Raw genomic sequence first — 12,949 nt, forward strand, 5'->3', positions numbered from 1 at the left:
CTGAGAACGGCCAGAGTGCAAGGCTCGCGGCCAAACAGCGGTAACAACTGGCTGATCCAGCGCAGCGGCAGCAAGGCATTGGTCTGGTAGAAGCGGGTCATGGCATCGAGATTGATTGCTTCGAGTCGTTTCTCTGGCTGGATCTCCCCCTGATGCAGGATGCCGTTGCAGATCACCACCCGATGCGGTCTCGGTGCCAACTCCGCGATACGGGCTACCGCAGCTACCATCTGCTCATCGCTGTAATCGCAACATAGCCAGTGCAGACCCGGCGATGAGAGGCCAGCAGGTGCGGGTTGACGACTGATGGCAATCACTGGCCCGACACCCGCCGCCAGCCAGTGTGCTACCAGAGCCGCCCCGATACCGCCAGAAGCGCCAATCACGACTATGCCTTCACTCATCTCTGGCTCCTTATGAGGACATGGTGGGGTTCACCATCTGCCAATGTTGTCCTGATTGGCAGATACGATCGTGCCAGCCTGCGGGATCAAGCGGTTAAGGCTGCAATCTTGCCGAGATCCGAGCCGTTGGGTGAAATCCATTCCTATACTGAGGGAAAACCGCAGCGGTCTGCTGCCCGCGCAACCAGAATGAGAGTCACCATGATGTCCAAAGATGGGGAAGTGCGTAAATCTATCCTGACCGAAAGTGGCACCAACGAACTTGAGATCATCGAGTTTCACCTCAAGAAGCAGCTACCGGACGGCCGTGAAAAAACCGCTTATTACGGGATCAACGTCGCCAAGGTACGCGAGGTGATCCGGGTGCCGGAAACCACCGATTACCCCAATGCCCAGCGTCATATGGTGGGGGTATTCTCCCTGCGGGATCGCCTCATCCCGCTGGTGGATCTGGCGGGGTGGCTCGGCATCAAGACCAACCCGGACCCCAGCCACAAGGTGGTGATCGTCACCGATTTCAACAAGATGGCCAACGGCTTCCTGATCGATAGTGTCAGCAGGATCCACCGGGTATCTTGGGAGGATGTGGAGTCCCCCAGCCAGTTTCTGGAAGCGGGGGAGAACGACTGCGTGGTGGCCGTGGTCAGACGCGATGGCAACCTCATCATGATCCTCGACTTCGAGAAGATTATCGCCGATATCAACCCCGAGCTCAGCATGGAGAAATACGATGTCACTCAGGACCGCAAGGTGCTCATCGACGATCGCATGATGGCGCTGCGCCAGGGCAAAACCATTCTGGTGGTGGATGACTCGGCCTTTATCCGCAAGATGATCGAGACCACCCTGCGCACCGCTGGCTACAACGTGATTACGGCCAAGGACGGAGGAGAGGGGCTGGAGATGATGACGGATTTCGATCGTCTGGCCCAGGAGGAGAGAATGCCGGTGACCGGCTTCGTCAATGCGGTGATCACCGATGTGGAGATGCCGCGCATGGATGGTATGCACCTGCTCAAGCGGCTGCGGGATACCCCCTCCTACAAGGAGATGCCCATCGTGATGTTCTCCTCCCTGATGAGCGATGATAACCGCCAGAAAGCGCTGCAACTGGGGGCCAACGATACCATCACCAAGCCCGAGATAGGGCGCATGGTGGGGATGATGGATCACCTGCTGCTGGGGATTGCCCCACCATCACCAGCCAACAACATTTAATGTCGGATTACCCGACCGCAGAACGGCCACCCCGACAGGGTGGCCGTTCTTTTTTGGCGGGCTAACCCGGATAGCCGGGAATCTGGTTTATCAGGAGGAAGAGCCGGCGCTGGCAGCGGAAGGGGCTAGTGGCAAAGTGGGCAAGAGCGCGGTGGGGGCCTTGGCGGCGGCTTCTGCCACGGGTTTGACGGGCGTGACCGGTTCAGTCGCTGCCGCAGCGGAAATAGCCGGAGTGATGGCCGGTGCAGTGACTACTGCGGATACTGCCGTTGGTTTGGCCTGCTCTGCGGCTGGTTTGTGCTGTTTGAGGCAGGGTTGCAGGCTGCCGATGGTGCTCAGTGACTGGCAAGGCACAGGCAGACCGATGGGGACCGGTGCCCCGAGGAACTTGGGCCCCTTGTCCAGTACATAGAGGTCGAGCAACCCCATCAGGCGGGCAAAGACTTCCCGTACCCGGGTGCGGATCCCCTGATAGGCGCTGGGATCTTCGGCATTGAAGCCGACTGCGTCGATACCGAAATGGCGGGCGATAAAAATGGCCCGCTCGTTATGAAAGCCCTGGGAGACCACGGTAAAGCGCTCTTGGCCAAACACCTCCTTGGCGCGAACCACAGAGTCGAGGGTACGGAAGCCAGCGAAATCCATATAGATGGCGGAGGCGGGGATGCCCGCCTTGATCAGGGCGCGGCGCATCTGGCGCGGCTCGTTGTACTGCACGGTGGCGTTGTCACCGGAGACGATGATGAAGTCCACCTTGGCATTGTTGTAGAGCTCGGCCGCCGCCTTGATGCGGTATTTGAAGTAGTGGTTGGGGCCGCCACCGGAGAGATATTTGGAGGTACCCAGCACCACCGCGACCCGGTTGTAGGGCACCTGGTCCACCCGATCATGGGTGTAGTGGCGGGCATCCGAGACGATCCATTCGCTATAGGCTAGCACCGAGGCAATCAGTGCCAGCAGTATCAGCAGGCAGGCGAGGAGGATCTTGGCAAACTTCTTCATGCGCGGTGCGGTCAGGGTCTGAAATTGGGAGTGGCTATCGGCATTCTATTACAACTCGGCCGCAGGCGTCAGGCTTGATAACGGGCGGGCACCTCATTCGGGCAGAGGTTGTCGCAGCAGAGGCCGGGAGAGCGGGAGGATAAAGAGAGGGGCTGCGGTGGCAGCCCCTCTGGTCGGTGAAGGTTTATCAGTGGGCGGAGTCGTTACCCTTGCAGGCGTCTGACTCCTTGTTGGCTTGCCACCAGGGCAGCAGATCCCGGGTGAGCCACGCCTGATAGGCGTCGCTGTCGTTGGCGATCAGGCGATCCAGCTCCCCTTCGAAGTCGCTCATCGCCTGTTGTCGATCCGGATTGCGCAGCGCCTGTGCCAGCGCCAGCCAGCTGGCGCCGCGACCGGTATCGTTGAGGAAGCGGTGCACGGTATAGGACCAGGAGTAGACCATCTCGCCACCCTGGGCGTAGTCAAGGTGGAGGATCGCCGCCAGTGTCGGGCGCTGGTTGGCGGGGCGGTTTGCCACGTTATCCAGACCCCGGGCAAAGCACTGGCCGTGGGCGATGTACTCTGCAATCCCCTCGGCCCACCAGGTGGTGCGGTTGAGCGGATAGTGGCCGAAGCTGCCGTACTGGTTAAAGCGGCCGTCGAGATAGTGAACGTACTCGTGGCGCAGGTTCCACACCTGGAAGGCGGGGTGTTTCCACTCCGCCTCATAGGCGAAGAAGCGGGCCTGATTGCCGGGCCGAGCCGGATCCCCCTCGATATAGATGCCGCCATTGTCGGTAGAGACGCCAAACAGCGCGCTGCCGTAGCGGCCCCAGTCGGCGGAGGAGTTGAAGATCACCAGCTCCAGCGCCTCGTTGTGATCATCGGCCACCGGTTGCCAGCCTGTCTCCATCTGCTGGTGGAAGCGCTGCTCTTCATCACCCAGCTCGCGGCAGATCCCTTCGGCCTGAGCCAGGGTCAGATCCTGGGCGCGCAGACGCAGGGTGGGTGAGCAGGTGTGCTCGAACGGCAGAATATCTTCCATGCGGATCGGGGTACAAAGCCCGGCAAACTCGCCACTGACACAGGCTTCGCTGGTGCGATCCGTGTAGGTGAGGTAGTAGGTGGAGAGGGTCAGGGATACCGCTTCCAGCATGGCAGCCGAATGCTGGCCGCCCGGGACCAGCCCCTGCTGGCGCATGATGGCGATGACATCGCGATCCAGCTGCTGGCGATAGGCAATCGCCTTATCCAGGCTGGTGCGATGGAGGTAGCGCATCATCTGGTAGAGGCGGCTGTGGGCATCGAGGATGTTGTTGAAGATAAACAGATCCCGTGAGCCATCGCGTTGTTTCCAGAGGGCCAGCTCGCTCAGGCCCAGTTGCAGCAGGCTCTGGCGCAATGCCGCCTCCTGCTGCAGCACAGCTGCGCTGAAGTCAGCCTGCGGACCGTAAGAGGCGCTCTGATCGACCAGATTGAGCAGCTCGAACAGGCCATCGGCCCAAGGTTTGTGGCCATTGATCTGCGCCGCATGTTGCACCGCATAGCCGAACGCCTGGTTAAGCTGGGCCAGCATGGGGGCGGCACTCTGGCGGAAGGCGGCTTGGCCAAGTTGTCCCTGCGCCGCCACGCTCCAGGCTTCCAGCACTGTGCCAGCCTGATCCTGTGGTTCAGCTCCCAGCAGCAATGGGTGGTTGAGCAGATCAATCATCACTCCGGCCAGTGCCCGGGCGACCTGATCACTCTCCTTGCCAACGCCGCCGTGGTAGTTGTGGGCGCGCACATAGTAGAGCAGCTTGTCCATTGCCGGATGGGTCGGCTGGTTGGCCGCCAGCAGTGCACGCATCCCGCGCACCACCGCCATCAGCTTGGCATCATCGTGGCCGTAATCCGCCTGCCAGGCAGGACTGTTCTGGCCACTCACGTCGGCCACCAGTTTGGCGGCATCGCTGTCGAGCAGATCCACATCGGGCTGCTCGGGCTCGGAGCAGAGACGACCGTTGGCACGGCGGCACTCCAGCTGCTCCTCCTTGCTGGCCAGCACGATGGAGCGATTGAGCACCCGGCTCTCCTGCCACTCTTTGCTCTCTGGCAGGGGTTGCCACTCGCCGCCGGCGACCGGGTATTGGTAGCCGCTATCTTGCAGCGTGACCTGAACCTCGCTGCCTGCAGGGATCACCTGACGACAGATGCGATAGCGGATGGTGTTGCTCCCCTCCTTGCGCTCCTGTGGCTCATCACACTCCTGCTGAGGCGTGAGCTGATCCAGCTGCCACTGATAGCGACGCCAGACATGGATCTCGCTGACCTGAGCGGCAGCCTGACTGCCTGCCACCGGCTGCAGGCGGAAAAAGATCTGCTCTAACCGACCATCCCGCTCACTCGGGGTCTCTTCAAGTACCTGCAACTGCTGCCAATCCTGCGGCTGATAGTGCCACTCGAGCTCGGTGCAGCGGCCCTGCGCGTTGAGTTCGCAGCGACCCAGCTCCCTTTCGCTCTGACCCAGGATGATGGCTTGCGGCAGCGGCAGGCGATCCTGCCGTTGGGCGGTCGGCGTGCCCGCCAGCTGCTCCCAGCGACCCTGCTTGAGGCCATAACCGAAGTCATCACTGCTGGCGGGGATGAGCTTGCCCGCAGGAATCCGATCCTCACAGCGCACGAAGCGGATCTGCCAGCCCGCATCTACCTTGAGCTGCGGCTCGCCACACTGCTGTTCGGCCAGTGCAGTGAGATCGCTGCTCTGCCAGTCGAAGCGACGGTAGACCCTAAGCTTCTGGTAAGGAGCATTGCTGCTACGCGCCTTGAGCTCGTAGGTGATCTCGGTGATGCGAGCGGCCAGTTGCCGGCTCGATTCGCCAGTCAGCTGATACTGTCGCCAGTCATTGGGGGAGTAGTTGGCTTGCGCCGAGGATGTCGCCAAAAGCAAGGGGCCTGCCAGCAGCAGCCACCCGGTACCTGAACGGTTCATTTTTATCCCTTTGTTGTTGTTTGTGTATTGTCTTGCGAGTAATCGCAAGGCAATTTAAATGGATCCAAAGGGGTATCAATTGTCAATTTTAACACATATAAATCAATAAGATGTCATGGCTTTGCATCTATACGGATTATCGGGAGCTGGCGCCGCAGTGAGGACTCACATGGTTCTTTTTTGTTTTCAAAGAAGATCGGTAAATTGTGAGTCCGATCTCATTCAGCTTGTCGTGCCCGAGTGGTCTGTTGTCGGGCTACCTTGCCCAGCAGTTGGCGGGAGGGTTTGAGATTACCGCCAAGATCGGGCCAGGGGAGCCAGTGGTCGGGCACCATAAAGCCGGGCAGGGTGCTGCGGATCCAGGCTGCCAGTTCGGAGTCGGGAACCGGCTCGCCGTGCCAGTCGATAAAGGCGGCGGGGCGCTGGCCCCACTCGTCGCTAGGCACCGGCACCACCAGCGCCTGGGCGACGGCGGGATGATCTACCAGTCGCTGCTCTATGGTCTCGGGCTGGATGTTTTCGCCCCCCGAGATAAAGAGGTTATCGAGTCGCCCCTCCACCAGCAGTTCCCCTGCCGCAGTGAAGCGTCCCTTGTCGCGGGTATGAAACCAGCCCTCGCCATCAAGGGGTAGTTCCAGCTCGCCATCTCGGTAGTAACCAGCAAACAGGGTAGCGCCGCGCACGCAGATCTCCTGCTCCCTGATGCACACCACCCGCCCCGGTAGCGGTTTGCCAACTACGCCAGCATCGCCGGGGATAGCGGTACAGACCTGACTGCCCATCTCGGAGAGACCATAACTCACCTTGGGTTCGAGCCCCATGGCGCAGAGACGGCTCACCAGCGGTTGCGGGATGGCGGCACCGCCGAGCAGCAATTCGCGCAGGCGGGTATGGGCGGGATCAAAACCCTCTGCCAGCAGGCGCCAGAGCTGGGTCGGCACCAGCGAGAGATGAGTGATGGGCTGGCACTCCAGCCGCTCCTTGAGGGGCCGTTCACGCTGATCCAGCACCAACGTGGCGCCCGCCAGAAAGACCCGAAACAGGATGGCGTAGCCGCCGACATGGAACAGCGGCAGGGAGAGCAGCCAGCCGCAGGCCTCATCGAGGGGAATGAGGGTGGCAGAGCCGCGCGCCGAGGCAAGGTGGTTGCAGAGCCGGTGCACCACCGCTTTCGGCGTGCCGCTGGAGCCGGAGGTGAGGATCATGTTGTTGAGCTGGGTCGATGCCAGCGGCCACGCCTCCTCGCTTGCCGGTAGTTCGTGCGTGAAGTCGAGTTGCAAGGGTTGCCAGTTGCCTGCCGGGATCTCCCCTGCCGACCAGAAGGCATCGGCATCGAGTTGCACCGCCAGCTCGCGCTGTTTTTCAAGAGGGAAGGCGGGATTGAGCGGGCAGAACACTACGCCGCTGCGCACGCAGGCCCACGCCAGCAGCACATCTTCCAGCGCACCGCGCACCACCGCAGCCAGATGATCGCCACGGCGCACGTCGGCTTGTTTCAGCTGTTGGCACAGGCTGTTGAGGCGGGCATCGAGCTGGTGGTAACTGAGGGACGAGGCGGCGTGGATGGCAATGCGGTTCGAGGCTGTGATTGCCCGGTGGCGTACCGGGCAAGGCGTCTGTTCGGGTGAACGGGAGGGGTCAATCACGGTAATACAGTTGCTCCAGTCGGCTCAGATCCGGTTTGCCATCTTCCCCCAGCAGATTGCCAGCCATCCAGCGGCGGGTATCCAGACCCGGCGCCTGTTCCGGCGCCCATTCGCCTGCCAGATGAAAGAGCTGGTTCAGGCCCAGATCCGATTCGAAGCAGGAGGAGATGATCACCTTGAGCCGCAGTTCGCGGGCGCGGGCGATCAGCGCTTCGCAGTTGGTGAGTGAACCGAGCAGGGTAGGCTTGAGCACCAGCGCGCGCAGTTGCGGGATCGGCTCCCACGGCTTGCCTTGTGCCAGCATTTCGTCCAGCGCCACCGGCATGCCGGTGCGGTTGGCGACAAAGGCGATGTCGGCAAAGTCGGCGCAGGGGTCTTCCAGATACTCGATGCGATTCGGGTCGAGGTGGCCGCAGAAGGTCCACGCCTCCTCGCGAGTCCAGCCTTGGTTGGCGTCCAGCACCAGCTTGAGGGAGGGGAGGCGATCGCACAGCAGGCGGATCAGCGCCAGCTCGTCACGCATCGGGTAGCGCGCCACCTTCAGCTTGGCCTTGCCGGGCGTGCGGTGCAGCCACTCTTTCCAGTTGCGCAGCAGCTCCTGGGGGGAGCCTTGAATGAGGGGATAGGGCTCCGGCAGCGGGTTGCGCTGCTCGGGCCATGTCCGGCGCGCGCAGTCGAGGCCAAATTGCACCGACGGCAGCACGGGGTTCGGGGTGTCACCGGCGGCCAGGGCCGCCAGCGTGGCAAGGGCTTCTGCCTCTGCCTGTTGCAGGCTCTCTTTCGAGAAGCCGGGCAGGGGGGCAATTTCCCCCCAGCCGTCGTTGATGCGCACCAACAGCCCCTCTCGCGCCACCTCCACCTTGCCGTGAAAGGTCAGTGGCTGGGTAAAAGGCAGTTGATAGCGATACAGGGCTAGTGTCATCAGGGGTTCCGCTTGTATTTGGAGAAGTCGGGGCGACGCTTTTCGTTGAAGGCGTTACGGCCTTCCTGACCCTCTTCGGTCATGTAGAACAGCATGGTGGCATTGCCCGCCAACTCCTGCAAGCCCGCCTGACCATCACAGTCAGCGTTGAGGGCCGCTTTCAGGCAGCGCAGCGCCATCGGGCTGTTTTGCAGCATTTCGCGGCACCAGCGCACGGTTTCACGCTCCAGATCCGCCAACGGCACGACGGTGTTGACCAGACCCATGTCGAGGGCTTGGCTCGCATCGTACATGCGGCAGAGGAACCAGATTTCGCGGGCTTTCTTCTGGCCGACGATACGAGCCATGTAGGAAGCCCCCCAACCGCCGTCGAAGGAGCCCACTTTCGGGCCGGTCTGGCCAAACTGGGCGTTGTCGGCGGCGATGGTCAGGTCACACATCATGTGCAGCACGTGGCCGCCACCGACCGCGTAACCGGCCACCATGGCAACCACAGGTTTCGGGCAGGTGCGGATGTCGCGCTGGAAGTCGAGCACGTTGAGGTGGTGAGTCCCCTCGTCATCCCGGTATCCACCGTAGTCGCCACGGATCTTCTGGTCGCCGCCGGCGCAGAAGGCTTTCTCGCCAAAACCGGTCAGGATGATGGTGCCGATATGCTCGTCATAACGGGCATCGGCCAGCGCCTGCAGCATCTCTTTGACGGTGCGGGGACGGAAGGCGTTGCGCACCTGGGGACGGTTGATGGTGATCTTGGCAATGCCATCGCCGGACTTGTGATAGAGGATGTCCTCGTAACCGGCGGAGCAATCACGCCACTCGACGGGGGCATAGAGTTCCGCTTCAGTCATTGCTTCAATCATGACGCTTCTCTTCTCGTTGTTGGTTGACCCACTCCGCGAGGAGGCGGGCAAAAATCTCAGGCTGGTGGGCATGCAGGTTGTGGCCGCCATCCAGCTCCAAGTGGTTGATTTTGCTATGCTGACTCGCCAGGAGGCAAGCCAGCTGATGGAATTTGTGATCCCGCTTGCCACTCACATAAGTAACCGGCAGCTGGCTCGCCATGAGCCAGGGGGCGAGATCCGGCTGCTTGCCGAGCGAAGTGGCGCGCAGCATGGTGGCGATGCCCTGACCGTCGTTGCCAAGGCGGCGGGCGATCTGGCTGGCCCGGGCCGCATCGTCAAGATCGGCAAACACCCCTTGCCGATACCAGTCTGTCAGCACGTCAGCCAGGGGCTCGCGCTCGAAACGCTGCGCCCACAGCTCATCGTGCTGGATGCGGGCGGTCCGCTCACTGGCTGGTAACCCTGGGTGGCAGTTCTCCAGCAGCAGCCCCCGTAGTCCGACGGGCTCGCGGCTGGCGTGATAGAGGGCCAGTCGCCCACCCAGCGAGTAACCCGCCAGCAGATAGCGTTCAATGTTGCGGCTGGCCAGCTCGGTGACCAGCCACTGGTGGCTCTGCTCAAAGTCGCTGACGTTGAGATCGCTATGCTGGCCGTGACCCGGCAGATCGAGGGCGATGCAGCGGATGGCGGGCAGCCGGTCGATCACCGGTTGCCAGTCGCCGCCATCCCCCAGCAGGCCGTGCAGCAACACCAGCGGCACATTGGTATTTTTATTTGCCACGGATGGCGGCCCCCAGCGCCTTGAGATCTTCGGCCACCTGCTCGCTCGGTACCCGGATCTCGATCAAGGTAACGCCATGTTGGAGGGCGGCGCGGTAATCGCGTTCGAACTCGGGCAGGGTGGTCGGCGCCCGATAGGCGAGGCCAAACATGGCGGCGGCATGTTCAAAGCTGAGACCGTGGGGCAGCCGATAGTAGCTCTCCAGCAGCTCCCCTTCGGTGGGCACCGGCAACATACGAAAGATGCTGCCGCCATCGTTGTTGAGCAGGATCACCACCAGCGGTCGGCTCGCCTTGCTGAGCAGGGCGAGGCTGTTGAGATCGTGCAGGGCGCTGAGATCGCCAAGCAGCAGGGTGGTGGGCTCATCGCTGCCCGGCTCGATCGATTGGGCAAAGCCATAGGCGGTGGCGATCAGGCCATCGATGCCGGAGGCGCCACGGTTGGTCATCACCCGGCTCGGCCCCTTGCCCGTTTCGCCGAGCATATCCATCAGTCGGGCTGGCATGCTGTTGCCGACAAACAGCTGTCCTTCGATAAGGGAATTGAGGCGATGGCAGACCCCAAGCTCGGAGAAGTGCTCGCAGGCAGCGGCGATCTGCTGGCTGGCGTTATGTTGCAGCTCGGCCAATGTGTGCCAAGGGCCCTGGGTAGTGACCGGATGTGCCGCAGCAAAAGCGCTGGCACTGCAGAGCAGCCGGTTGCGCAGCCGGTAGTCGGGATCGAGCCGCGCCGGTTGCGGATCCACCAGCCAGTAATCCTGCCATGAATGGTGCTTGATGAACTGGCCAAGCCGCTTCGAGACAAGCCGCGCGCCAAATTGCAGCAGCACCTCGGCACGGCCCAGCTCGGCGACGAATGCAGGGTCGTTGAGCGCCATATCCATGTGGATGAGGTTGCGGCTATCGAAGCGGATCTGGCTCTGCAGGTCTGCCAGCAGCGGCCAGCCGAGCTGCTCTGCCAGTACTGCTGCGGCCTGTGCCTGCTGCGGGTCGGTAATGCGACCAGCCACAACGATGCCGCGCTTTTGCTGAAAGCTTTCCCACTCCGCCTGAGGTGGGCAGCTCGGCTCGCTTTGTTGCCACGGGCTCCATGGCTTGTGCGAGCCGAGCCAGTCACCGAGGGGGGCCAGATAGTCGGAGAAATCCTGATAGTGCTCGCCCGGGTAGAGGGGCTCGGGGTACATGCAGTTGAAGTGCACCACCCCGGGGGTGAGCGCCTGTTTGGCCAGCGCCTGATCCACCGAGCTCAGCACGAAGGCGGCCGGAATGGTCGGGGTGGGGCTCGGCAGGTTCTGCTGATAGACAGGGTAGCGGCCGAAGATCCCCTGCTGGTCGATCGCCTGATTGGCGCCGTTGTCGATAAGCTCGTGGGGGCGATCGGCGGAGAGAATAATCAGTGGCACGCCGGTGAGCTGGGCCTCTGCCACGGCGGGCCAGAGGTTGGCTACCGCGGTGCCCGAGGTCATGATCACCGCCACCGGCCGGTTGCTCCCCTTGGCCAGCCCCAGCGCCATAAAGCCGAGACCGCGCTCGTCAAAGTGCAGGTGACGACGAAAGCCCTGATGGGCGGCGGCGGCCATGGTCAGCGGCGCGGAGCGGGAGCCGGGGGCCAGCGCGATGTCGCGCACCCCGAGGCGAAAGAGCTCCTCCAGCAAGAGGGAGGACCAGACGTGATTGAAGGTGGCGTGCTGGCTCGAAAACGGTGTGCAGGCAAACTCTTCGCTGGCAGGCTCTTTACGGGTGGGCATAGGGGCTCTCGTGGCGTGAAAAGGGTGAATGACTATCCCAGCAGGGAGAGCACATTGGCGATCTTGTTGTCGAGCTCGGCCCACTCGGCGACAGGCTCGGAACCGGCGACAATGCCGGCACCGGCAAACAGGGTGACGCTGCCCGGATGAATGCGGGCGCTGCGAATGGCGACCGAGAACTCGGACGTCTCCCGACTCAACATGCCGCAGGCTCCGGCGTACCAGCCCCGATCATAGGGCTCGAACTCGCGGATAAAGGCGAGCGCTGCCTCGCGAGGGGCGCCGCCCACCGCCGGCGTCGGGTGGAGGGCGTCGAGCAGCTGCCAGTCGCAGACCCCGGGCTTGAGCTCGGCTTCGATATCGCACTTGAGGTGCTGCAGCAGCCGCAGTTTGAGAATGCGCGGCTCGGTCAGAGTGGCGTCGTGGGCCAGTGGCGCCAGTCGGCTGAGGATGTCGGCGTGCACCAGCCGGTTCTCCAGCCGGTTCTTGCTGTCGGCCAGCAGTTCGGCGGCCAGTTGGGCATCCACCTCTTCATCGCCGGAGCGGCGGATGGTGCCCGCCAGCGCCTCGGTAAAGAGGTGTCTCCCTTCCCGGCGGTAGAGTCGCTCGGGGGAGCAGGCGATAAAAGCCTGCTCGGGGGAGAATTGAAAACCGAAGTGGAAGCAGTCCTGGGCGTGGCGGGCCCACTGATCGAGCATGGCCCAGGGATTGATATCCGCATCATGGTTCGGACTGGTCAGCACGCTTTCGCGCGACAGCACCACCTTGGGAGTGTGGGCCTGAAAATCGGGGGCGGTGACGCGCTCCACCAGCGTTTGCCACTGGGCGGGGCCGGGGCAATCCTGTCGCTGCCAGGGCTGCTTTTGCAGGGCGGGCAGCGGAGCTTCCGGGTGCAGGGCATCGAGGGCGGCTTCTGCTGCCTGCAGTTCGGCCTCGAGATTGTCGTCATCCAGCCAGAGGTTGAGGCAGAGACTCACGCACTCACCACGGCGCACCAGCTCGATGCGGGGCAGCACGAAACGGCAGGGGCCAAACCCTTGCCAGCCGGATTGGGCCGGATCGAACGCCAGTCCGCCATAGTAGCGGGGGCTGTCGTCATGATGCTGGTTGGCTGTGTTAGTGCACACCTGCTTGATGGCGTGCGGCTCGGTCAGTTCCTGAATGGCGCCCAGCGCGACATATTCGGGACGATCATCTCCACGGGCCTGCCAGTAGATGCGGGGATAGAGGGTTTGCGCCGCGAGCCAGCCCAGAAAGGAGCGGATCTCGATGGCCACTCGCAACCGCACGAAGCCGCTGACGTTGCTGTGACGCAGGGCGTCCAGTTGTTGCTTGATATGGGTCTGAGCCAACATGGATTCTTGTCTGAGCCGGGTAGTAACGAGCGATCCGGTTGCAGGATGCCGTAGGTTTATGCCAAAGGCGATCATTTCCTATATA

10 protein-coding genes are annotated in these 12,949 nt (G+C 62.5%); 1 reads left to right on the plus strand and 9 read right to left on the minus strand.

What is annotated here, in order from left to right; translation table 11 throughout:
- The coding region (locus tag ACRAUW_RS04995; RefSeq protein ID WP_431361405.1) for an NAD-dependent epimerase/dehydratase family protein at positions 1-404 on the minus strand (404 nt) is incomplete at its 3' end.
- Positions 405-605: 201 nt separating this feature from the next.
- On the opposite strand from ACRAUW_RS04995, the gene ACRAUW_RS05000 reads away from it, so the two are divergent.
- The gene (locus ACRAUW_RS05000) at positions 606-1,622 is read left to right on the plus strand and encodes a chemotaxis protein (protein WP_431361406.1); all 1,017 of its coding nucleotides are present in this window, start codon (positions 606-608) and stop codon (positions 1,620-1,622) included.
- Positions 1,623-1,712: 90 nt separating this feature from the next.
- Here ACRAUW_RS05000 and ACRAUW_RS05005 read toward each other — a convergent pair whose 3' ends face one another.
- From ACRAUW_RS05005 to ACRAUW_RS05040, 8 genes are all read right to left on the minus strand, one after another.
- Positions 1,713-2,624 (minus strand): SanA/YdcF family protein, encoded by a 912-nt coding sequence (locus tag ACRAUW_RS05005; protein WP_431361407.1) that lies wholly within the window; start codon positions 2,622-2,624, stop codon positions 1,713-1,715.
- A 187-nt stretch (positions 2,625-2,811) separates the two neighbouring features.
- Positions 2,812-5,571: a collagenase gene (locus ACRAUW_RS05010; protein ID WP_431361408.1), complete on the minus strand. Its 2,760-nt coding sequence runs from the start codon at positions 5,569-5,571 to the stop codon at positions 2,812-2,814.
- A gap of 218 nt (positions 5,572-5,789) precedes the next feature.
- Entirely contained in the window at positions 5,790-7,217 is a 1,428-nt protein-coding gene (locus ACRAUW_RS05015) for an AMP-binding protein (protein WP_431361409.1), read from the minus strand.
- Positions 7,210-8,139: an o-succinylbenzoate synthase gene (gene menC, locus ACRAUW_RS05020; protein WP_431361410.1), complete on the minus strand. Its 930-nt coding sequence runs from the start codon at positions 8,137-8,139 to the stop codon at positions 7,210-7,212. Before menC ends, ACRAUW_RS05015 begins: the two co-directional genes overlap by 8 nt.
- Positions 8,139-8,999, minus strand: coding sequence for a 1,4-dihydroxy-2-naphthoyl-CoA synthase (gene menB / locus ACRAUW_RS05025; RefSeq protein ID WP_431361411.1), 861 nt, complete (start codon positions 8,997-8,999; stop codon positions 8,139-8,141). The genes menC and menB overlap by 1 nt, the downstream gene beginning before the upstream one ends.
- On the minus strand, positions 8,992-9,762 hold the full coding sequence (gene menH, locus ACRAUW_RS05030; protein ID WP_431361412.1) for a 2-succinyl-6-hydroxy-2,4-cyclohexadiene-1-carboxylate synthase: 771 nt from the start codon (positions 9,760-9,762) through the stop codon (positions 8,992-8,994). Before menH ends, menB begins: the two co-directional genes overlap by 8 nt.
- Positions 9,752-11,509, minus strand: coding sequence for a 2-succinyl-5-enolpyruvyl-6-hydroxy-3-cyclohexene-1-carboxylic-acid synthase (gene menD, locus ACRAUW_RS05035; protein WP_431361413.1), 1,758 nt, complete (start codon positions 11,507-11,509; stop codon positions 9,752-9,754). Before menD ends, menH begins: the two co-directional genes overlap by 11 nt.
- Before the next feature lie 32 nt (positions 11,510-11,541).
- Positions 11,542-12,864 carry an isochorismate synthase gene (locus ACRAUW_RS05040; RefSeq protein WP_431361414.1) on the minus strand — a complete coding sequence of 441 codons (1,323 nt, stop codon included), beginning with the start codon at positions 12,862-12,864 and terminating at the stop codon, positions 11,542-11,544.
- Positions 12,865-12,949 lie beyond the last annotated feature (85 nt).

This window comes from Aeromonas sp., from assembly GCF_050633025.1.
Classification (GTDB): domain Bacteria; phylum Pseudomonadota; class Gammaproteobacteria; order Enterobacterales; family Aeromonadaceae; genus Aeromonas.